The organism is Pseudomonas sp. GW822-FHT01E03 (assembly GCF_058802985.1).
On record NZ_JBXAOQ010000013.1, the window covers coordinates 119,284 to 139,825 of the forward strand.

Below are 20,542 nucleotides of genomic sequence, written 5' to 3' on the forward strand. Positions count from 1 at the left end.
GACTATAGGGATGTCACAAAACCAGTTATAAGTTGCGATTACGTTAGTTGCCTAACGACTCTTTCCTTTCATTCAGCTTTCAATGTCAGGCTCTTCCTTGAATCTGTGAAATAAAGTGGAAATTTCTTTTGATTGTGTGTGACCCGAACCCCGGTTGCGGGCATCAGTACAAGTAACCAGCTGAACGGTAAGCCCAACCGTCGGCCTATCACTTGATTGGGCATACAGAGAGAAGACCCTATGAACGCCCCGCTCCGTATCAACGAAGCACTTCTGATTGCCGACCGCGCATTTAAACCATTCAAATGCGTGGCCTGGGCCCCACAAGACGGCAATGGCGAACTCAGCCTGACCGTTATCGACCGCACCAGCACCCGCATTGGCCGCAAGCAGATCCCAAGCAGCGCCTATTCCGATCCCGCGCAACTCGAACTGCTGCTGGAACAGGCTCGCGCCGAATTGAGCGAGGAAGGTTACACACTGCAGTCGTGGTCGATGCCGCACTAATCGTTTTGCGGATTACTCCGGGGTAATCCGCGCCTTTTTCCTGTCTTTAGTTCGCAGTTTTTTCTGGCCGCGCACACTACGTGACACTGTTTAATTCGAACTTCACATACGCCTGATACTTTGCAGGCTCGCCATTGGTTCGAAAAGACACTGTTGTGGCACACAGCGACCCTCCGTCTGTTAGTTCTTACCGTTGTGCATCCCTTCATTCAGGGATTGAATAATCTTCCTATCAAGTCGCCACCCAAACCTCTGGATCAGGACGACTCGCAAGGAGATGCGGTGCATGTCAAGCCAGTCCGCTTTTGCCTACTCCGCAGCCCGGAAAAACGCCGGGGCCCTCGATACGACGTTTGCCGCCAACGGCAAAACCCAGGTCTATTTCGCCGACAGCCTTTTCAGCTTGGCCAATGACGTTGCGATCGATGCGCAAGGTCGCTTGCTGGTAGCCGCAAAAGTCGGCATGGCCGATGGCACCCGCTTTGGCCTGGCCCGCTTGCTGGCGGATGGTTGCGCAGACCTGACGTTCGGTAAACAAGGCAGTGTCATCGGGCAATTCGAACCGGGGTTCGAAGCCATGGGCACCAAGGTCCTGATCCTGCCCGACGGCAACATCCTGTTGGCTGGCCTGCAATACGTAAACGCGCACCGCACGCTCCCGGCCCTGGCATTGCTGGATCAAGATGGCCGCCTGGTGCAAGGCTTTGGCGATAATGGCCGCCGTGTCGTGCGATTACCTGGCGATCTGTCCCTGGGCATGCGCGATATCCGGCTGCCTCTGGGTGTGCCGGGCGCAGAAGCCTGCGATGTGGCCATACAGCAAGACGGCCGGATCCTGATCCTGGCCAACCATCACTACGAACTGGCCGATCACGTCGGCATGTTGATACGTCTGGATGTCGAAGGCTCGCTGGACTGCTCGTTCAACGACCGCGGCTTCGTGATGGTCAGGCACCTGCTGATGAATACCTGGCTCAGCAGCCTGACGGTACAACGTGATGGCCGAATCCTGGTCGGTGGATCGATCAATTTTCCCGAGGAAGGCTTGCTGGCACGCTATCACCCGGACGGGCGCCTCGACGACCGATTTGCCGTGGATGGATTCATGACCTTCAAGGCGCAAGGGCATGGCGCCCGGGTCAGCCGGGTGGTCCAGCAAAACGAAGGCGAAATCCTGTGTTTTGGCAGCAGTCGCGAGCCGATGCACTGCCTGACATTTAAAATGCACAGCAACGGGCGCCCCGACAGTCATTGCAACGGAGGACATCCGCAGCGGCGGGAAATCGGTTACAGCGGATGCCAGTGGACCGCCGCACAGTTACAACCTGATGGCAGTGTGCTCACGGCGGGCGCCACCATCGGCGGCGTCGAAGCAGACTTCATTCTCGGGCGATACCTGCCCAACGGCCTTCCCGATCGCCGTTTTGGCAAAGGCAGCGGCTATACACGTACGCGCCTGGGCCCCAGCCTGGATACCGCCACCTGTGTCGCCGCGCACGCCGATGGAAACATTGTAGTGGGAGGCTATTCGCTGCACGGAAACTACAAGGCGGTCATCGCTCGTTTCCAGGGATAAACACCGGCATTTTTCCTGCGCTTGATCTTCTCGCGCGCTTGCGGCAACTTGCGCGCTTCTCAAGACAAGGAGCAGCCGATGTCCGGTTCAATGGCCCAGGCGTTCGCGCACAACTTTCTCGGGCACTCGCCCCGTTGGTACAAGGCCTGCATCGTCGGCTTTCTCATCCTCAATGCCCTGGTGCTTTGGACCGCAGGCCCGGTGGTTGCCGGCTGGCTACTGGTGCTGGAGTTCATCTTCACCCTGGCCATGGCACTCAAATGCTATCCGCTGATGCCCGGCGGCCTGCTGTTGATTGAAGCCCTGCTGCTGAAGATGACCACGCCCCAGGCGCTGTACGACGAGTTGTTGCACAACTTCCCGGTGATCCTGCTGCTGATGTTCATGGTGGCCGGTATCTATTTCATGAAGGACCTGTTGCTTTACCTGTTCTCGCGCCTGCTGCTCGGGGTCCGCTCCAAAGCCCTGCTGTCCCTGATGTTCTGCTTTCTGTCGGCCTTTCTGTCGGCGTTCCTCGATGCCTTGACTGTGACCGCCGTGATCATCAGTGCCGCCGTAGGTTTTTACTCGGTGTATCACCGCGTCGCCTCGGGCAACGATCCGCGCCAGGACAGCGAGTTCAGCGACGACCAACATCTGCCCACCCTGCATCACGGTGATCTGGAACAGTTCCGCGCCTTCCTGCGCAGCCTGCTGATGCACGGCGCCGTGGGCACCGCGCTGGGCGGTGTCTGTACGCTGGTCGGTGAACCGCAGAACCTGCTGATCGGCCATGAAATGGGCTGGCACTTCGCTGAGTTCTTCACCCGGGTTGCGCCGGTATCCCTGCCGGTACTGGTTGCCGGGCTGGTAACCTGCGTCCTGCTGGAAAAGCTGCGCTGGTTCGGATACGGCACGCTGCTGCCGGATAACGTTCGTGCGGTGCTGGCCAACTACGCCGCCGAAGACAATGCCGAGCGCACCACGCGCCAAGGTGCCGCGCTACTGGTACAAGGCTTTGCCGCATTGATTCTGATTGCCGGGCTGGCGTTCCACATCGCCGAAGTGGGTTTGATCGGTTTGATGGTGATCGTGTTGATTACCGCCTTTACCGGCATCACCGACGAACACCGCCTGGGCACAGCGTTCAAGGACGCCATGCCGTTCACCTCATTGTTGGTGGTGTTTTTCGCCGTGGTCGCGGTGATTCACGACCAGCAACTGTTCGCCCCACTGATCCACTGGGTGCTGACGCTCCCGGCAGACCAACAACCGGGCATGCTGTTCATTGCCAACGGCCTGCTGTCCGCCATCAGCGACAACGTGTTCGTGGCAACCATTTACATCACCGAAGTGAAGCGCGCGTTCATGGCGGGAGAGATGACCCGTGAGCATTTCGAAACCCTGGCCATTGCGATCAATACCGGTACCAACCTGCCGAGCGTGGCGACGCCCAACGGTCAGGCGGCGTTTCTGTTCCTGCTGACCTCGGCAATTGCACCGCTGGTGCGTCTGTCGTACGGGCGGATGGTCTGGATGGCGCTGCCGTACACCGTGGTGATGGGGACATTGGGCTGGTATGCGGTGAGTTACTGGCTCTGACACCGCCGAGCCTTTGTGGCGAGGGGGCTTGCCCCCGTTGGCTGCGCAGCGGCCCCAAAACCTACTACTACGCTGTAGCAGGTACACCGAGTGATGAAATGGCGACTGCTTCGCAGCCGAACGGGGGCAAGCCCCCTCGCCACAAAAGCTCGCTCCCACTGGAGATAGGTGCTATCCGAGGCGGTGCCAGACGCGACCGTCACGGGTGAGCAGTTCTTCGCCGGCCTTGGGACCGTTTTCCCCGGCAGCGTAGCTCTGCACGCTGGAATCCTGCTGCCAGGCATCCAGGAACGGCTGAACGGCGCGCCAGCCGTTTTCGATGTTATCGGCGCGCTGGAACAGCGTCTGGTCACCCGTCAGGCAATCGTAGATCAGGGTTTCGTAGCCGGTGGAAGGCTGCATCTCGAAGAAGTCCTTGTAGGCGAACCCCAGCTCGATGTTGTCCATTTTCAAGGCCTGGCCGGGACGCTTGGCCAGCAGGTCGAACCACATGCCTTCGTTCGGCTGGATCTGAATGCGCAAATAGGTCGGCTGCAGCTCATCGACCTCGGTATCGCGGAACTGCGCATAGGGCGCCGGCTTGAAACAGATCACGATCTCGGTGTCACGCACACTCATGCGCTTGCCTGTTCGCAGATAGAACGGCACGCCGACCCATCGCCAGTTATCGATCATGACCTTGAGGGCCACATAGGTTTCGGTATTGCTGTCGGGTGCGACGTTGTTTTCCTGGCGGTAGCCCGGCAGTGCCTTGCCGTCGATCTCACCCGCGGTGTATTGGCCGCGCACCGAGTTGGCGCGGGCTTCCTCCACCGTCCAGGGCCTGATCGCGCCAACGACCTTGGCTTTCTCGCCGCGCACTGCATCGGCGCCGAACGCGGCGGGCGGTTCCATCGCCACCATCGCCAGCAACTGGAACAGGTGATTGGGCACCATGTCTCGCAGCGCGCCGGTGTGCTCATAGAAACTGCCACGGGTTTCCACGCCCACGGTTTCGGCGGCGGTGATCTGGACGTGGTCGATGTAGTGATTGTTCCAGAACGCTTCGAACAGGCTGTTGGAGAACCGGCTGACCAGGATGTTCTGTACGGTCTCCTTGCCCAGGTAATGGTCGATGCGGTAGATCTGCTTTTCGGTCATCACCTTGAGCAGGCAAGCGTTCAAGGCTTCGGCCGTATGCAGGTCGGAGCCGAAGGGTTTTTCGACCACCACCCTTCTGAAGGCCTCGGGGGTTTCTTCCAGCAAGCCGGCCGAGCCAAGACGGCGCACCACTTCACTGAAGAAACGCGGCGCGGTGGCCAGATAGAACACCGCATTGCCAGTACCGCTGTCGGCGATTTTTGCCGCCAGCGCTTGATAAGTGCTGTCGTCCAGGAAATCGCCCTGAACGTAGCTGATGCCTTTGGCGAGTTTGGCCCACAGCGCCGGGTCAAGGGCTTGATCGCCCTTGCCGGTCCTGGTGGCCACCTCGTTGCGGATGAAGTCTTCGAGTTTTTTCGCGAAGCCTTCATCGCTGATGGCGTTGTGGTCAACGCCGATGATCCGCAGTCCATTCCCGAGTAAACCGTCACGGCTGAGATTGTACAGCGCCGGCATCAGCAGGCGCTTGACCAGATCGCCGTGGGCGCCGAACAGGAACAGCGTGGTCGGCGGCGCGGGTTCAGCCTTGGATTTCCTGCGGATCGCGTGGGTCATTTTTTCGAGGTCTCCACATGGCCGCCGAAGCCGAAGCGCTGGGCCGAGAGAATCTTGTCACCAAAGGTGCCTTGCCCACGGGAACGGTAGCGCGAGAACAGCGAGTTCGACAGCACCGGCACCGGCACCGCTTGTTCCATGGCGGCTTCGATGGTCCATTGACCTTCACCGCTGTCGGCCACGGACCCGGAGAAACCGTCGAGTTTCGGATCGCTGGCCAGGGCGTCGGCAGTCAGGTCCAGCAACCACGAGGACACCACGCTGCCACGGCGCCACACTTCGGCGATATCGGCGACGTTCAGATCGAAACGCTGGTCTTGCGGCAGGCTCTCGCTGTTTTTGGTCTTGAGGATGTCGAAGCCTTCTGCGAACGCCTGCATCATTCCGTATTCGATGCCGTTGTGGATCATCTTCACGAAATGCCCGGAACCGGCCGGACCTGCATGAATGTAACCACGCTCGGCACGATCGTCTTCGGACTTGCGGTCCTTGGTGCGCGGGATGTCGCCCAGGCCAGGGGCCAGGGTTGCGAACAGCGGGTCGAGGCGCTTAACAGTCTCGGCATCGCCGCCGATCATCATGCAGTAACCGCGCTCCAGGCCCCAGACACCGCCGGAGGTACCGACGTCGATGTAGTGCAGGCCTTTTTCCGACAGGGTCTTCGCCCGGCGGATATCGTCTTTATAGAAGGTGTTGCCGCCGTCGATGATGGTATCGCCGGCGTCGAGCAAGGTGCTCAGGGTGTCGATGGTTTCTTCGGTCGGCGCGCCAGCTGGCAGCATGACCCAGACCGCACGCGGCCTGGCCAGGCCGGCGACCAGCGCCGGCAGATCGGTGACGCCCGTGGAGCCCTCTGTAGCCAAGGCTTCGACAAAGGCGGTATTGCGATCGTAAACAACGGTGGTGTGCCCGTTGAGCATCAGGCGCCGCGCAATATTGCCGCCCATGCGGCCCAGTCCAATAATCCCGAGTTGCATGTGCTGATGCTCCCTACTACAAATTAAAGTGTGTCAAAGGTTATAGCCCAACGCGACTCATGAGGTTAGTCCAGAGCGTTGGCACGAAGTTTCCGGGCATTGTGCCCGATCCTGATGGATAACGTCGGGAATCAAACCGAAGACACAACGACCATGAAAAATAAAAAAGTTCCCTTCTGGGGCAAAAGAAATCAAAATTGGCGCCGATAGTAGGTCAGCCCCGGATTTCGAGGCGTACCTACAGTTGAGACACGCCATTTGCGAGGTGAGCAATGGGCACAGTACATACCGCACTGCCAGCACAAACCCTTTACGTCACAATCCGTCGTGACGAATTGCGCCAGTTGAAAGACGAACGCGATCAGTTGAAGCAGGAACTGGCGCAATTGCGACTGCTGCTGCAAACCAATCAAGCGCAGCCCCTGGCTGTGGTGCAACACACCCCATTCGCCTGACCCCCTCCTTTGAAGCGGGAGCAGTCTGCACTGCTTCCGCACCGGCTCACGCCTTGCCACCCCTGGCAACTCACAAAATTTTCACAATTGTTACACGACAATTACTCGTTTAGGTCGCCCGATTCCGCGCGGCCCTCGTTCGTCGTCCGTGATATCCAAGTCGCGGCGGTGGTAGTGAACTCTCGGCTGGAGCGCTGAATGTCTTTGTTGAAACGCAGCAACACGACTGCGGCAGGTTTTGATTGGGCCGGATTTGTCTGGCTGTTTGTATTCTTCTGGTACTTTTCCGGCATCACCCAACTACTGATCCAGTTGACTGGCACCTCCGGCTTTAGCGGATTCCGCCAGGCCTTCGTCATGAGCGCCTTCTGGCTGGCGCCGATGTTGCTGTTCCCCCGGCAAACCCGCGTCATGGCTGCCGTGATCGGCGTCGTACTGTGGGCGTGCTCCATGGCGAGCCTGGGTTACTTCTTCATTTATCAGCAGGAGTTTTCCCAGAGCGTCATCTTCATCATGTTTGAGTCGAACGTGGCTGAAGCCGGCGAATACATGACCCAGTACTTTGCCTGGTGGATGGTGCCGGCGTTCCTGGCCCACACCGCTTTTTCCTGGTTCCTGTGGACACGCCTGCGCCCGGTGTACCTATCCCGTGGCAAGGCAATCGTGGCCGCGGTGGCCATTGTCGTGGCGGTCGTCGGTTATCCGCTGATCAAGCAAACCGCACGCACCGGCAGTTTCGCCGAAGGCTTCGACAAGTTCGAAACCCGCATCGAGCCGGCGGTGCCATGGCAGATGGCCGTGGCCTATCACCGCTACCTGGAAACCCTGGCCGGCATGCAGGACATGCTCAATAGCGCCAGCAAGATTCCACCGCTGCACAACCTGAAGGACGCAATGGCCAACACGCCTGCGACCCTGGTGCTGGTGATCGGTGAGTCCACCAACCGTCAGCGCATGAGCCTGTACGGCTACCCCCGGGCAACCACGCCGGAACTGGACAAGCTCAAGGATCAACTGGACGTTTTCGACAACGTCATTACGCCGCGCCCCTACACCATTGAGGCGCTGCAGCAGGTCCTGACCTTCGCCGACGAAGAAAACCCCGACCTGTACCTGTCGACGCCATCGCTGGTCAGCATGATGAAACAGGCAGGCTACAAGACCTTCTGGATCACCAACCAGCAGACCATGACCAAGCGCAACACCATGCTCACGACCTTTTCCGAACAGGCCGATGAACAGGTGTACCTGAACAACAACCGCAACCAGAACGCCGCCCAGTACGATGGAGACGTGATCGAGCCCTTCAACAAGGCCCTGGCCGACGGTGCACCGCGCAAACTCATCGTCGTGCATTTGCTCGGCACGCACATGAGCTACCAGTACCGCTACCCGTCGACCTTCGACAGGTTCCAGGACCGTGAGGGCGTGCCTGCCGGCATTCGCGATGACCAGTTGCCGACGTACAACAGCTACGACAATGCCGTGCTGTACAACGACTTCGTGGTGTCCAGCCTGATCAAGGACTACGCCAGGACCGATCCGAACGGCTTCCTGCTGTACCTGTCCGACCATGGCGAGGACGTGTTCGATTCCGTGGGCCACAACACCTTGGGGCGCAACGAGAACAAGCCGACAGCACCGATGTACACCATTCCGTTCATGGCCTGGGCATCGCCGAAATGGCGCGCAACCCATGACTGGAACCTCGTGGGTGATCTCTCGCGCCCTTACAGCAGCTCGCACCTGATTCACACTTGGGCCGACCTGGCGGGCCTGAGCTTCGACGAACTCGATCGCAGCAAAAGCCTGGTCAGTGACAGCTTCAAGGCCCGGCCATTGATGATCGGCAACCCGTATGAGCGTCAACAGCGTGCGCTGATCGACTTCAGCCTGATGAAGCCTAAAACGCCACCGACTGTCGTTCAGCAGTAATCCTTTCAGGGGCCGGTTCCGGCCCCTTTTTCATGCTCCCGTTGCAGCCATGCAGGTCGTTGGTGAAGTTGATTCCCAATTGACCGAATCGGCGGATAATGCCATTTCGACACTGCTTCATTGATTCATGGACGAAAGGCATCCGACATCTGTAGTGGGAGGCAAACCATGAAACGCACCGCAATGATTCTCGCCGGCCTGATGGCCTTGGGCTCAACCAGTGCTTTTGCCGAAGGTGGAGCCGAACGCATGCGCTATTACTACGAAAGCCTGCGACTGGCCCAGCAAGAAGCCCTGGGCCACCCCATCCAAAGCACTGAACTGCGGGTTCCGGACGATCAAACCGCACAAATGACTGAAACCTACAGACCGAAATGATCCATGGCCGTCTGATTGCAGTTCTAGGTAGAAGACTGTCGGGCGTCCTGATGGACGCCCTTTTTTTGCCTGTTGAATCAGAGGCTCTTGGTCCAGAACAGCATCCGTCCATGGGCCGGGTCGAACATGCCGGCGGCGAAACCGGCTTTTTCATAGGAACCCTGGGCCACGGCATTGCCTTCCAGCACTTCCAGGGTGAGCTTGCAGCAGCCACGCTGACGGGCGATGTCTTCGACCTTTTGCAGCATCTTCTGGCTCAAGCCCAGGCCGCGAAATTTTTTCACCACCGACACATCATGCACATTGACCAGCGGCCGACAGGCAAACGTCGAGAACCCCTCGAAGCAATTGACCAGCCCGGCCGGCTCGCCACCGACAAAGGCCAGCACACTGAAGGCGTGGGGGCGCCGGGCAAGTTCGCCCGGGAGTTGCTCCAGTACATTGGCCGGCAACGGCTGGCCGCCCCCCATCGGGTCCTCGGCGTAGTGGTTCAGCACCAGGCAAATAGCCTCGGCATGCACCGGATTGGTGTAACTGGCCTGAAGCACAAGAATTTCTGCGGAGTCCATTTCCATCCTCGATCACACATGAAGTAGCCCCCAGCATGTACTCACGCTGAAGTGCCGGCAGACCATAGCGCGAGCAACGTGCCAACGACAATCGCAACCGAGAAAATCTTTGGCCTCAAGCGCCCCAGATCAAGGCTTCCGTCCACCCCAGTTCGGCAAAATCCTCGGCCCGCAAGTGCGACTCACCGACGCAGAAAAACTCGTCGAGTTGCGGTGGCTGGACCGAGGTGCCGCTGAGCATGGCGTGAATCTGGCCGCGGTGATGGATCTGGTGTTCAAACAAATGGGACAGCAGGCGCAAACGACTGTCGTGTTGCGGGGTGTCGCGGGCGATGGTCACGATTTTGCCCAGGTCGGCGTCGCGCATCTGCTCGCAGTAGGCGATCAGCCGGCGGTCGACGTGGGCCTGTTCGCCAACCAGGTCCGTTGCCACGAGGCAGGGTTCGTCCTCCTTGAAAAACACGCGGCAATCGGGATGCGGGTCGTCGCCGCGCAGTTCGCGCTCCAGGGCGTCCACATAAAACCAGTCACAGGTGAGGATGTGGTTGAGGGTGGCGCGGATCGAGGGGAAGAAGCTGACCCGGGATGCGCTCAGTTCCTGCGGGCTCAACTGACGCCAGGCCTTGGCCAGTCGGTGATTGGCCCAGGCGTTCTGATAGGCCATGGTCAGCAAATGGTGTGACAGGGGCTGATTCATGTTCGCTGCTCCCGTTCAAAACCCGATCAAACTTCGGCAAACCGCTGCAGTTGCATTTCCTGCAATCGACTGAGGGTGCGGCGGAACGGAAATTCCAGATAACCCTCGGTGTAAAGCGATGCCATTGGCACTTGCGCTTCAAGGTACAGCGGCACCTTGCGGTCGTAGCACTCGTCCACCAGGGCAATGAACCGTCGCACACCATCGTCATGCACCGACAACTGCGGCAACTCGCGATCTCCCGCCTCCACCCGCTCGACACCGTCCTCGGTGCCGCGGGCAATGCGCCCTGCGCGTTTCTGTGCGCTGAGGTTGGGCACGTCACTCAACAGGATAGCGCCGTAGGTATCGCACAGGGCGATGAAATCCATGGCCGCGAAGGGTTGCTCGCACAGCGCGGCGTAACGGGTCCAGAGCACCGTCGGGCTGGCCTTGACCACCTCAAGGGAACGGTGACCGACCTTGACCGGCTCGATCGATACTGACTGGCCGACGCTCAACAACTGGAACACTTCACCCAGCGCGCAGGGGTTACCGGGCTCGGCCACCCAATAACGTTGCAAACCGGCCCCCGGATGCAGGCGATGGTCTTCCCCGCCATCCACCGCAATCACCTGCATGTGCTGCTTGATCGCCGCGATGGCGGGCATGAAACGGTCGCGATTGAAGCCATCGGCGTACAACTGGTCCGGCGGCAGATTGGACGTGCAGACCACCACCACGCCCTGTTCGAACATCACCTGGAACAGGCGCCCGAGAATGATCGCGTCGCCGATGTCATTGACGAACAGTTCGTCGAAACACAGCACGCGAACCTCTTCAGCCAATTCACGGGCCAACGCCTTGAGCGGATCGGCAGTGCCGGTCAGTTGAAACGAGCGTTGGTGCACCCAGCCCATGAAGTGGTGAAAGTGCTGGCGCCGCGCCGGTACTCGCAGGCTTTGGTAGAACTGGTCCATCAACCAGGTCTTGCCCCGCCCCACCGGCCCCCACAGGTACACGCCGGAAATGGGCGCGCGGCCTGCGTGCAACGCTTCGTGGCATTTTTGCAGCGCCCACACCGCATGTTCCTGGGCCTCGTCCTGGACGAAGCCCTTTTGTTCGATGGCATGCTGCCAGGCGCTTAAGGGGGAATCGATAGTCATGGGCGGCAGTATGCCATTGCCCATGGATAACGCGACCGGTGATCGGCAGATTTGTGCAGACAGGAAAAGCACCTTGACGCTTTAGATTACCAGCATCATATTTAATAGATGTTTTAGATAATCTATTAAACCTTGTCGCCATCCCTCTGGAGTCATCCCATGCATTACAAAGTTTTCGGTCGTAAAACCGGCTTGCGTGTTTCCGAACTGGCGCTGGGCGCGGGTAATTTCGGTACCGGTTGGGGCCATGGCGCCGAGCGTGACGAAGCCAGACGGATTTTTGATGGTTATCTGGAAGCCGGTGGCAATTTCATCGATACCGCCAATGGCTATCAGGGCGGGCAGTCCGAGGCCATGCTCAGCGAATTCATCGCCGCAGAACGGGATCGCCTGGTCATCGCCACCAAATACACCCTCGGGACTACACCGGCAGCCGGCATTTCCCACACTGGCAACAGCCGCAAGAACATGGTGCGCGCCGTCGAAGAAAGCCTGAAACGGCTGAAGACCGAGCATATCGACCTGTTCTGGGCGCACATGAGCGACGGCGTCACGCCCATGGAAGAGATCCTGCGCGGCTTCGACGATCTGGTCAGTGCCGGCAAGATTCATTACGCCGGGCTTTCGAACTTCCCCGCCTGGCGCATCGCCCGCGCCGACCTGCTGGCCGAGGTACGCGGTTTTGCGCCGATTGCCGCGATCCAGGTCGAGTACAGCCTTGCCGAACGCACCGCCGAGCGTGAACAACTACCAATGGCCGAAGCCCTGGGCCTGGCCGCGACCTTGTGGTCGCCGCTGGGTGGCGGCTTCCTGACCGGTAAGTACCGCAACAGTGAGGGCGACAACCGTGCGAACAAGCTCGGCGTGCTGATCCACGCCGAAAAAAGCGCCCGCGAAACCGCCCTGCTCGACACCTTGATCGATGTCGCCGCAGAACTGGACGCCAGCCCTACCCACGTAGCCATCGCCTGGCTGCGGGAAAAAGCCAGACGCTCGACCACGGCGCTGATTCCGATCCTCGGTTCCCGGACCCGTGAGCAGCTGGATGCGACGTTGGGCGCGCTGAATGTGCAGTTGAGCAGCGAACAACTGGCACGACTGGATGGCGTCAGTGACGTGGACAAAGGCGTGCCGCACGAATCCATTTCCGGTTCGTTCGCACGGTTCAGCGGTGGTCAGATCCTCGACCTGCCAATCATTCCGGTGGCCTGACACAAATCAAAACTGTGGGAGTGAGCTTGCTCGCGATGAGGGCGGAACATTCAACATCCATGTCGGCTGATCGACCGCCATCGCGAGCAAGCTCGCTCCCACAGGGTCAGGCGTATTACTTATCGACCTTATGCCTTGCCGCATACAGACACAGCATCTCCATCGCCAGCGTCGCCGCCGCCAGTGAGGTGATCTCCGCGCTGTCATAGGCCGGTGCCACTTCCACCACGTCCATGCCCACCAGATTGATCCCGCGCAAACCGCCGAGAATCTCCAGCGCCTGCACCGTGCTCAAGCCGCCGCATACAGGTGTTCCGGTGCCCGGAGCGAATGCCGGATCGAGGCAGTCGATGTCGAAGGTCAGGTACACAGGGTTGTCGCCGACCCGCGCGCGAATCGCCTCGACGATCGCCTCGCAGCCACGGCGGTGCACCTGCCGTGCGTCGAGCACCTGAAAGCCCTGATGATCATCGTTGGTGGTGCGCAAGCCGATTTGTACCGAGCGCGACGGGTCCACCAGCCCTTCCCTGGCCGCGTGCCAGAACATGGTGCCATGGTCGATGCGCTTGCCCTCTTCGTCCGGCCAGGTGTCGCTGTGGGCGTCGAAGTGGATCAGCGACAATGCCCCGTGCTTTCGCGCATGGGCCTTGAGCAGCGGGTAAGTAATGAAGTGATCGCCGCCAAAGGTCAGCATCGCGCTGCCCGCATTGAGGATGTGCTCGGCGTGGGCTTCGATCATTTCGGGCGTCGATTGCGGCGAACCGTAGTCGAAATCGCAATCGCCGTAGTCGATGACTGCCAGATGATCAAACGGGTCAAACGTCCACGGCCAGTGCCGTTCCCAGGCGATCCCGGCCGAGGCGGCGCGAATGCCCCGGGGCCCGAAGCGTGCGCCGGGGCGGTTGCTGGTGGCCGTGTCGAACGGCACGCCACTGACGGCCACATCAACGCCACGCAAGTCACGACTGTAACGGCGACGCATGAAACTGGTGATACCGGCGTAGGTACTTTCAGCGGCCGTGCCGTAAAGGCTGTCACGGGTAAGGGCTTGATCGTTCTGCATCGGGACGTCCATTGAAGGCTCCTTCTTTTATAGTTATTGGCGGCTACGGAAAGTGGTCCACAAGCGCGTGCGTTGACGCATGTCCTTGAGGTTCATGCTGCGGTCGGCGTACAGCCGTTCGCGCACGTCGGCCAGCGGGTAGATGTCCGGATCGGTGCGCACCGCTTCATCCACCAGCGGCGTGGCGGCCTGGTTCGCCGTGGCGAAGAACAAGGTGTTGGTCAGTGCCGCAACGGACTCGGGGCGCAACATGAATTCGATAAAGGCGCGGGCGGCTTCGGGGTGCGGCGCGTCCTTGGGAATCGCCAGGTTGTCCTGCCACACGAGGGTGCCTTCCCTGGGAATCCGGTAGGCAATTTCATAGGGCTTATTGGCTTTGCGTGCCTGGTCGGCGGCCATGCTCGCGTCACCGTTGTAGGTCAACGCCAGGCACACGCTGCCATTGGCCAGGTCGCTGATCTGCCGCCCGGTGGCGACGTACAGCACGTTCGGCTGTAGCTGATGCAGCAACGCCTCGGCGGCTGACAGATCATTCTTGTCTGTGCTGTAGGGATCTTTACCCAGGTAATGCAGCGCCAGTCCGATCACCTCCTGGGGCGAGTCGAGAATGGCGATGCCGCAGTCCTTCAACTTGCTCGCGTACTCGTGTTTGAACAGCAGGTCCAGGCTATTGAGCGGCACGTTCGGCAAGCGCTGCTTGATCGCCTCGACGTTCATGCCCAATCCCAGCGTGCCCCAGGTATAAGGCACGCCATAGCGGTTGCCGGGATCGACAGCGGCGAGTTTTTCCAGCAAGTCCGGATCGAGGTTGGCGTAACCCTTGAGTCCTTCGTGGGGAATCGGTTTCAACGCCCCGGCTGCAAGCCCCCGGGCCAGCACACTGGAGGACGGCACCACCACGTCATAACCGCTGCCGCCGGTGAGCAGCTTGGTCTCCAGTACTTCCGAAGAATCGAAGGTGTCGTAGCGCACATGGATGCCGGTTTCCTGCTCGAACCGCTGCAGGGTTTCGGGGGCCACGTAATCGGCCCAACTGTACAGATTGACCACCTTGTCTTCGGCCTGGGCCGAAACAGCCACGGCGAGCAACAGCGCGGGTAAACACAGCTTGAACATGGGAGCCATGACGAACACCTGACCAGAGGAAGTGGTTGCAGGATGCGTCGTCGGATACATTGGTAAAATATCAAGTTAATTAACCTGACTTTATGACGGAGTAATGTTTGATGCTCGGCCAACTCCATGATCTGGACCTGCAATTGTTGCGTCTGTTTGTCAGCGTGGTGGAGTGCGGCGGTTTCAGTGCCGCACAGGGTGAGCTGGGGTTGAGCCAGTCGAGCATCAGCCAGCAAATGGCCAAGCTGGAAACCCGCCTTGGCTATCGCCTGTGCAGTCGCGGCAAGGGCGGATTCAAGGTCACCGCCAAGGGCGAACAACTCCTCAGCGCCACCCGTGGATTGTTCGAGTCCATCGAAGCCTTCCGCCATCAATCCAACGGCGTGGCCGGGCGCTTGATCGGTGAAGTGCGCCTGGGTCTGTCCGAAGCCCTGGATCAATCGGTGCTGCAACGGGTGGCCGAGGCGATCCGGCGCTTCCGTGAGCGGGACGAGTCAGTGCGCATCGAACTGATCAGCGCCATGCCCGGCGAAATGGAGCGCTTGCTACTGCAACAGCGGCTGGACCTGGCCATCGGCTATTTCTCGCAAGTGCAAAGCGCGTTTGACTACCGCCAATTGTTCATTGAAACCCAGCATCTGTATTGCGCCCCCGGCCATCCGCTGTTCACCAACCCGGCCCCCTGCGATCAGGATCTGCAGGCCAGCGACCGGGTCGATCACCCCTACCGTTTCCTGCGCAGTGACGAACCCTTCCAGGGCAAGCTGTGTTCGGCGCGCTCGGAACAAGTCGAAGGCACCCTCGCCTTTATCCTTTCCGGCAAACATGTCGGTTATTTGCCCAGCCACTTCGCCCATGCCTGGGAAAACAAGGGTTTGCTCAGGGCCGTGCGTCGAGGCGACATGAGTTTCGATGTCGCTTTTCATCTGGCCCGGCACCGGGCGCAAGTGGCCGGCGATGCACAAAAGGCATTCGAAGAGGATCTGCTCGCGGCGTTTGCCTGACTACGTCGTGGTCTACGCTGTAACAATACCGGACACTGTCATGCAAAAATGCACAGATAACCTGCACTTATCCGGGTTGTACAAGGCAAATTTGCACTGATACGATCCGCCATCGCTCGCGCGCGAGCATCTTGATAAAGAACAATAAAAGCAGGGAGTTAGTGATGACTGCTCAGGTTTTTTCTCCCGGGACTCAGTCCATGGATGCCATGCAAAACGAAGTGCTGGCCGAGGTTCGCAACCACATTGGTCACCTGACCCTCAACCGCCCCGCCGGCCTCAATGCCCTCACCCTGGACATGGTGCGCAACCTGCACCGCCAGCTCGACGCCTGGGCCCAGGATTCGCAAGTCCATGCCGTGGTCTTGCGCGGTGCCGGGGAAAAAGCCTTCTGCGCCGGCGGCGACATTCGCTCGCTGCATGACAGCTTCAAAAGCGGCGACACCCTGCACGAAGATTTCTTTGTCGAGGAATACGCCCTCGACCTCGCGATCCACCACTACCGCAAACCGGTGCTGGCCCTGATGGACGGTTTTGTCCTCGGCGGTGGCATGGGCCTGGTGCAAGGCGCAGACCTGCGCGTGGTCACAGAGAAAAGCCGCCTGGCAATGCCGGAAGTCGGCATCGGTTATTTCCCGGACGTCGGCGGCAGTTACTTCCTGTCGCGCATCCCCGGTGAACTGGGGATTTACCTCGGCGTCAGCGGCGTGCAGATTCGCGCCGCCGATGCGCTGTATTGCGGCCTGGCCGACTGGTACCTGGAAAGCGACAAGCTTGGCGTCCTGGACGAAAAACTCGACCAGCTCGAATGGCACGACACGCCGCTCAAGGACCTGCAAGGCCTGCTGGCGAAATTCGCCGTGCAGCAACTGCCCGATGCGCCACTGGCGACTTTGCGCCCGGCCATCGACCACTTCTTCGCCCAACCCGATGTGCCGAGTATTGTGGAGCAACTACGCCAGGTAACGGTCGCCGACAGCCATGAGTGGGCCGTCACCACCGCCGACCTGCTGGAAACCCGCTCGCCGCTGGCCATGGCCGTGACCCTGGAAATGCTCCGTCGCGGACGCGAGCTGCCCCTTGAACAATGTTTCGCCCTTGAGCTGCACCTGGACCGTCAGTGGTTCGAGCGCGGCGACCTGATCGAAGGCGTGCGCGCCTTGCTGATCGACAAAGACAAGACACCACGCTGGAACCCGCCCACCCTCCAGGCACTGGACGCCGAACACGTGGCGAGCTTCTTCAGCGAGTTTGACCGGAGCGAGAGCTGAGCCATGCACGATATCGAATTGAGTGAAGAGCAAGTCATGATCCGCGACATGGCCCGGGATTTTGCCCGCGGCGAAATCGCGCCCCATGCCCAGGCCTGGGAAAAGGCCGGCTGGATCGATGACGGTCTGGTGGCGAAAATGGGCGAACTGGGCTTGCTGGGCATGGTGGTCCCAGAGGAATGGGGCGGCACCTATGTCGACTATGTGGCCTATGCACTGGCGGTAGAAGAAATTTCCGCCGGGGACGGTGCTACCGGCGCCTTCATGAGCATCCACAACTCCGTGGGTTGCGGGCCGGTGCTCAACTACGGCAGCGAAGAACAGAAGCAGACCTGGCTGGCGGACCTTGCCAGCGGCCAGGTCATCGGCTGTTTCTGCCTGACCGAACCCCAGGCCGGTTCCGAGGCGCACAACCTGCGCACCCGCGCCGAACTGCGCGACGGCCAGTGGGTGATCAATGGCGCCAAACAATTCGTCAGCAACGGCAAGCGCGCCAAACTGGCGATTGTGTTTGCCGTGACCGACCCGGACCTGGGCAAACGTGGCATCTCGGCGTTCCTGGTACCGACCGACACCGCCGGTTTTATCGTCGACCGCACCGAACACAAGATGGGCATCCGTGCTTCCGACACCTGCGCGGTGACCCTGAACAACTGCACCATCCCCGAAGCCAATTTGCTGGGCGAACGGGGCAAGGGCCTGGCCATCGCCTTGTCCAACCTCGAAGGCGGCCGCATCGGCATCGCCGCCCAGGCACTGGGCATCGCCCGCGCAGCGTTTGAGGCGGCACTGGCTTATTCCCGTGATCGTGTGCAGTTTGGCAAAACGATCAATGAACACCAGAGCATCGCCAACCTGCTGGCCGACATGCACATGCAGTTAAACGCCGCGCGATTGATGATCCTGCACGCCGCACGCCTGCGCACGGCCGGCAAACCCTGTCTGTCGGAGGCGTCACAAGCCAAGCTGTTTGCATCGGAAATGGCGGAAAAGGTCTGCTCGTCCGCGATTCAGATTCATGGCGGATACGGGTATCTGGAAGACTATCCGGTGGAGAAGTACTACCGGGATGCGCGGATCACGCAGATCTACGAAGGGTCGAGCGAAATTCAGCGAATGGTGATTGCCCGCGAGCTGAAGAACTACCTGGTGTAATGCCCTGTAGGAGCGAGCTCGCTCGCGATGGAGGTCAACGATAACGCGGGGCGCCTGAATCAACCCGGTGCCCTTGGGTTTTTCGCGAGCAGGCTCGCTCCTACAAGGGGATCTCATAAACGCTGAGATCCAATGTGGGAGCGGGCTTGCTCGCGAAAGCGTCCGAAAGGTGACTACATCACTTGCCTTGGAACTCAGCCTCACGCTTGGCAATGAACGCCGCCATCCCTTCCTTCTGATCCTGCGTCGCAAACGCCGCATGGAACACCCGACGCTCAAAGCGCACGCCTTCGGCCAGGCTCACTTCAAAGGCACGGTTGACGCTTTCCTTGACCATCATCGCAATCGGCAACGATTTTTTAGCGATCAACGCGGCGACTTTCAGCGCTTCATCCAGCAGCTCATCGCTCGGCACGATACGCGCCACGATGCCGCAACGTTCCGCTTCCACGGCATCGATCAAGCGGCCGCTCAGGCACATTTCCATGGCCTTGGCCTTGCCCACGGCGCGGGTCAGGCGCTGGGTGCCGCCCATGCCCGGCAACACGCCGAGGTTGATTTCCGGCTGGCCGAATCTGGCGTTGTCACCGGCCAGGATGAAATCGCACATCAACGCCAACTCACAGCCGCCGCCCAGGGCAAAACCGTTGACCGCCGCGATGATCGGCTTGCGGCGGTTGGCTACGCGGTCGCTGTCGCTGAACAGGTCGTCGATGTAGATCTGCGGGTAGGTCAGCTCCGCCATTTCCTTGATGTCGGCACCAGCGGCGAAGGCTTTTTTCGAACCGGTCAGGACGATACAGCCGATGTTCGAGTCAGCCTCGAAGCCGTCGAGGGCCTGGTTCAGTTCGCTGACGATCTGCGCATTCAGCGCATTCAGCGCTTGTGGACGGTTGAGGGTGATCAGGCCAACGCGGCCGTGGGTTTCCAGCAAAATCGTTTCGTAGCTCACAGGGGACTCCTTCTTATAAATTGCGCGAAATGACCATGCGTTGAATATCGCTGGTGCCTTCGTAGATCTGGCAGACCCGTACGTCGCGGTAGATCCGCTCCACCGGGAAATCGTTGAGGTAACCGTAACCGCCCAGGGTTTGCAGCGCCGAGGAGCATACCTTCTCGGCCATTTCCGAGGCGAACAACTTGGCCATCGATGCTTCGACCAGGGCCGGTTTGCCACTGTCACGCAGAGCGGCGGCGTAGTGCACCATTTGCCGCGCCACGGCGATCTGGGTCGCCATGTCCGCCAGGCGGAAGGCCACGGCCTGGTGCTCGATGATCGGCTTGCCGAAGCTCTCGCGCTCACGGGCGTAATCGCGCGCCGCTTCGAACGCGGCACGGGCCATGCCCACCGATTGCGAAGCGATGCCGACGCGGCCGCCTTCAAGGTTGGCCAGGGCAATTCTGTAGCCTTCGCCCTCCTCGCCCAAGCGATTGGCCAGCGGCACCTTCACGTCTTCGAAGAGGATCTGGCAGGTGTCGGACGCATGCTGGCCGAGTTTGTCTTCAACCCGCGCGACTTTGTAGCCCGGCGAATCGGTCGGCACTATAAAGGCGCTGATGCCACGTTTGCCGGCACTCGGATCGGTCACCGCAAACACGATCACCACCCCGGCATTCTGCCCGGAGGTGATGAACTGCTTGCAGCCGTTGAGCACATAATGATCGCCTTCCAGGCGTGCACGGGTTTTCAGGCCGCTGGCGTCGGAACCGGCCTGGGGCTCGGTCAGCGCAAAGGCACCGAGCATCGCACCGCTGGCCAATGGTTTGAGGAAGCGCTCTTTCTGCTCATCGGTGCCGTAGTTGAGGATCGGTACGCAACCCACGGAGTTGTGCACGCTCATGATGGTCGAGCAGGCACCATCGCCGGCGGCGATTTCTTCCAGCGCCATGGCATAGGCCAGGTAACCGGTGTCGCATCCGCCCCACTGCTCCGGCACCAGCATGCCGAAGAAGCCCAGCCCGGCCATTTCGCCGATGGCTTCCTTGGGAAAACGGTGCTCGCGGTCCCACTCGGCAGCGAAGGGCTTCAGCCGTTCCTGGGCAAAGTCCCGGGCCATGTCACGGATTTGTTGTTGGTCGTCATTGGGGATCATGGTGAATCCTTAAATCTGGTTACGACGCAGAACCCTGTGGGGGGGGGGGGGGGGGGGGGGGGGGGGGGGGGGGGGGGGGGGGGGGGGGGGGGGGGGGGGGGGGGGGGGGGGGG

The 20,542-nt window shown here is 60.2% G+C and carries 19 protein-coding genes; 10 read left to right on the forward strand and 9 right to left on the reverse strand.

The genetic code is table 11. The features are described 5' to 3' along the window. Nucleotides 1–240 precede the first annotated feature (240 nt). The 3 genes from AC1RP7_RS23895 to nhaB all read left to right on the forward strand — a co-directional run bounded on the left by AC1RP7_RS23895 (nt 241) and on the right by nhaB (nt 3,664). On the forward strand, nt 241–507 hold the full coding sequence (locus AC1RP7_RS23895; protein WP_057714735.1) for a hypothetical protein: 267 nt from the start codon (nt 241–243) through the stop codon (nt 505–507). Nucleotides 508–793: 286 nt separating this feature from the next. Beyond that, on the forward strand, nt 794–2,083 hold the full coding sequence (locus AC1RP7_RS23900) for an NHL repeat-containing protein (RefSeq protein WP_218495584.1): 1,290 nt from the start codon (nt 794–796) through the stop codon (nt 2,081–2,083). A 78-nt stretch (nt 2,084–2,161) separates the two neighbouring features. Beyond that, nucleotides 2,162–3,664 (forward strand): sodium/proton antiporter NhaB, encoded by a 1,503-nt coding sequence (gene nhaB, locus AC1RP7_RS23905; protein ID WP_218495582.1) that lies wholly within the window; start codon nt 2,162–2,164, stop codon nt 3,662–3,664. Nucleotides 3,665–3,835: 171 nt separating this feature from the next. Here the strand turns inward: nhaB and zwf are convergent, their stop codons facing one another. Together zwf and gnd are read right to left on the reverse strand one after the other, a co-directional pair. Continuing rightward, nucleotides 3,836–5,359, reverse strand: coding sequence for a glucose-6-phosphate dehydrogenase (gene zwf, locus AC1RP7_RS23910; RefSeq protein WP_493180945.1), 1,524 nt, complete (start codon nt 5,357–5,359; stop codon nt 3,836–3,838). Further along, on the reverse strand, nt 5,356–6,336 hold the full coding sequence (gene gnd / locus AC1RP7_RS23915; protein WP_218495579.1) for a phosphogluconate dehydrogenase (NAD(+)-dependent, decarboxylating): 981 nt from the start codon (nt 6,334–6,336) through the stop codon (nt 5,356–5,358). The genes zwf and gnd overlap by 4 nt, the downstream gene beginning before the upstream one ends. A gap of 272 nt (nt 6,337–6,608) precedes the next feature. On the opposite strand from gnd, the gene AC1RP7_RS23920 reads away from it, so the two are divergent. The 3 genes from AC1RP7_RS23920 (at nt 6,609) to AC1RP7_RS23930 (ending at nt 9,104) form a co-directional block, all read left to right on the forward strand. Further along, nucleotides 6,609–6,791 carry a DUF6026 family protein gene (locus tag AC1RP7_RS23920; protein WP_340312014.1) on the forward strand — a complete coding sequence of 61 codons (183 nt, stop codon included), beginning with the start codon at nt 6,609–6,611 and terminating at the stop codon, nt 6,789–6,791. A gap of 198 nt (nt 6,792–6,989) precedes the next feature. Continuing rightward, nucleotides 6,990–8,726 carry a phosphoethanolamine transferase CptA gene (locus AC1RP7_RS23925; RefSeq protein WP_429521064.1) on the forward strand — a complete coding sequence of 579 codons (1,737 nt, stop codon included), beginning with the start codon at nt 6,990–6,992 and terminating at the stop codon, nt 8,724–8,726. 168 nt (nt 8,727–8,894) lie between these two features. Then, nucleotides 8,895–9,104 (forward strand): hypothetical protein, encoded by a 210-nt coding sequence (locus AC1RP7_RS23930; protein ID WP_008053741.1) that lies wholly within the window; start codon nt 8,895–8,897, stop codon nt 9,102–9,104. A 77-nt stretch (nt 9,105–9,181) separates the two neighbouring features. Here AC1RP7_RS23930 and AC1RP7_RS23935 read toward each other — a convergent pair whose 3' ends face one another. From AC1RP7_RS23935 to zapE, 3 genes are all read right to left on the reverse strand, one after another. Next, nucleotides 9,182–9,673, reverse strand: a complete 492-nt coding sequence (locus AC1RP7_RS23935; protein ID WP_154859879.1) for a GNAT family N-acetyltransferase — start codon at nt 9,671–9,673, stop codon at nt 9,182–9,184. A gap of 115 nt (nt 9,674–9,788) precedes the next feature. Continuing rightward, on the reverse strand, nt 9,789–10,370 hold the full coding sequence (locus AC1RP7_RS23940; RefSeq protein ID WP_057714727.1) for a DinB family protein: 582 nt from the start codon (nt 10,368–10,370) through the stop codon (nt 9,789–9,791). A gap of 26 nt (nt 10,371–10,396) precedes the next feature. Next, entirely contained in the window at nt 10,397–11,515 is a 1,119-nt protein-coding gene (gene zapE, locus AC1RP7_RS23945) for a cell division protein ZapE (protein WP_407515527.1), read from the reverse strand. 159 nt (nt 11,516–11,674) lie between these two features. Here zapE and AC1RP7_RS23950 point away from each other — a divergent pair, with 159 nt between their 5' ends. Continuing rightward, entirely contained in the window at nt 11,675–12,727 is a 1,053-nt protein-coding gene (locus AC1RP7_RS23950) for an aldo/keto reductase (RefSeq protein ID WP_407515528.1), read from the forward strand. 115 nt (nt 12,728–12,842) lie between these two features. Here the strand turns inward: AC1RP7_RS23950 and speB are convergent, their stop codons facing one another. Both speB and AC1RP7_RS23960 read right to left on the reverse strand, forming a co-directional pair. Further along, nucleotides 12,843–13,802: an agmatinase gene (gene speB, locus AC1RP7_RS23955; RefSeq protein WP_090455377.1), complete on the reverse strand. Its 960-nt coding sequence runs from the start codon at nt 13,800–13,802 to the stop codon at nt 12,843–12,845. A 21-nt stretch (nt 13,803–13,823) separates the two neighbouring features. Continuing rightward, on the reverse strand, nt 13,824–14,915 hold the full coding sequence (locus tag AC1RP7_RS23960) for a polyamine ABC transporter substrate-binding protein (RefSeq protein ID WP_493180946.1): 1,092 nt from the start codon (nt 14,913–14,915) through the stop codon (nt 13,824–13,826). Between the two features lie 101 nt (nt 14,916–15,016). On the opposite strand from AC1RP7_RS23960, the gene AC1RP7_RS23965 reads away from it, so the two are divergent. The 3 genes from AC1RP7_RS23965 to AC1RP7_RS23975 all read left to right on the forward strand — a co-directional run bounded on the left by AC1RP7_RS23965 (nt 15,017) and on the right by AC1RP7_RS23975 (nt 18,336). Continuing rightward, nucleotides 15,017–15,910, forward strand: a complete 894-nt coding sequence (locus tag AC1RP7_RS23965) for a LysR family transcriptional regulator (protein WP_340312027.1) — start codon at nt 15,017–15,019, stop codon at nt 15,908–15,910. A 164-nt stretch (nt 15,911–16,074) separates the two neighbouring features. Continuing rightward, on the forward strand, nt 16,075–17,181 hold the full coding sequence (locus AC1RP7_RS23970; RefSeq protein WP_218495565.1) for an enoyl-CoA hydratase/isomerase family protein: 1,107 nt from the start codon (nt 16,075–16,077) through the stop codon (nt 17,179–17,181). Nucleotides 17,182–17,184: 3 nt separating this feature from the next. Further along, nucleotides 17,185–18,336 (forward strand): acyl-CoA dehydrogenase family protein, encoded by a 1,152-nt coding sequence (locus AC1RP7_RS23975; RefSeq protein ID WP_218495564.1) that lies wholly within the window; start codon nt 17,185–17,187, stop codon nt 18,334–18,336. 178 nt (nt 18,337–18,514) lie between these two features. On the opposite strand, the gene AC1RP7_RS23980 is transcribed toward AC1RP7_RS23975, so the two are convergent. Both AC1RP7_RS23980 and AC1RP7_RS23985 read right to left on the reverse strand, forming a co-directional pair. After that, complete coding sequence (locus AC1RP7_RS23980) at nt 18,515–19,288, reverse strand: enoyl-CoA hydratase (RefSeq protein ID WP_057714717.1); 774 nt, start codon at nt 19,286–19,288, stop codon at nt 18,515–18,517. Between the two features lie 13 nt (nt 19,289–19,301). After that, nucleotides 19,302–20,429, reverse strand: a complete 1,128-nt coding sequence (locus AC1RP7_RS23985; RefSeq protein ID WP_057714716.1) for an acyl-CoA dehydrogenase — start codon at nt 20,427–20,429, stop codon at nt 19,302–19,304. Nucleotides 20,430–20,542 lie beyond the last annotated feature (113 nt).

Bases quoted from the DNA above. Each gene is read 5' to 3' on its own strand.
- AC1RP7_RS23975 (WP_218495564.1), top strand. From the start codon at position 17,185: ATGCACGATATCGAATTGAGTGAAGAGCAAGTCATGATCCGCGACATG.
- gnd (WP_218495579.1), bottom strand. From the start codon at position 6,336: ATGCAACTCGGGATTATTGGACTGGGCCGCATGGGCGGCAATATTGCG.
- AC1RP7_RS23895 (WP_057714735.1), top strand. From the start codon at position 241: ATGAACGCCCCGCTCCGTATCAACGAAGCACTTCTGATTGCCGACCGC.
- AC1RP7_RS23940 (WP_057714727.1), bottom strand. From the start codon at position 10,370: ATGAATCAGCCCCTGTCACACCATTTGCTGACCATGGCCTATCAGAAC.
- zapE (WP_407515527.1), bottom strand. From the start codon at position 11,515: ATGACTATCGATTCCCCCTTAAGCGCCTGGCAGCATGCCATCGAACAA.
- AC1RP7_RS23930 (WP_008053741.1), top strand. From the start codon at position 8,895: ATGAAACGCACCGCAATGATTCTCGCCGGCCTGATGGCCTTGGGCTCA.
- AC1RP7_RS23920 (WP_340312014.1), top strand. From the start codon at position 6,609: ATGGGCACAGTACATACCGCACTGCCAGCACAAACCCTTTACGTCACA.
- AC1RP7_RS23950 (WP_407515528.1), top strand. From the start codon at position 11,675: ATGCATTACAAAGTTTTCGGTCGTAAAACCGGCTTGCGTGTTTCCGAA.
- AC1RP7_RS23965 (WP_340312027.1), top strand. From the start codon at position 15,017: ATGCTCGGCCAACTCCATGATCTGGACCTGCAATTGTTGCGTCTGTTT.
- AC1RP7_RS23960 (WP_493180946.1), bottom strand. From the start codon at position 14,915: ATGGCTCCCATGTTCAAGCTGTGTTTACCCGCGCTGTTGCTCGCCGTG.
- AC1RP7_RS23970 (WP_218495565.1), top strand. From the start codon at position 16,075: ATGACTGCTCAGGTTTTTTCTCCCGGGACTCAGTCCATGGATGCCATG.
- AC1RP7_RS23935 (WP_154859879.1), bottom strand. From the start codon at position 9,673: ATGGACTCCGCAGAAATTCTTGTGCTTCAGGCCAGTTACACCAATCCG.
- zwf (WP_493180945.1), bottom strand. From the start codon at position 5,359: ATGACCCACGCGATCCGCAGGAAATCCAAGGCTGAACCCGCGCCGCCG.
- nhaB (WP_218495582.1), top strand. From the start codon at position 2,162: ATGTCCGGTTCAATGGCCCAGGCGTTCGCGCACAACTTTCTCGGGCAC.
- speB (WP_090455377.1), bottom strand. From the start codon at position 13,802: ATGGACGTCCCGATGCAGAACGATCAAGCCCTTACCCGTGACAGCCTT.
- AC1RP7_RS23985 (WP_057714716.1), bottom strand. From the start codon at position 20,429: ATGATCCCCAATGACGACCAACAACAAATCCGTGACATGGCCCGGGAC.
- AC1RP7_RS23900 (WP_218495584.1), top strand. From the start codon at position 794: ATGTCAAGCCAGTCCGCTTTTGCCTACTCCGCAGCCCGGAAAAACGCC.
- AC1RP7_RS23925 (WP_429521064.1), top strand. From the start codon at position 6,990: ATGTCTTTGTTGAAACGCAGCAACACGACTGCGGCAGGTTTTGATTGG.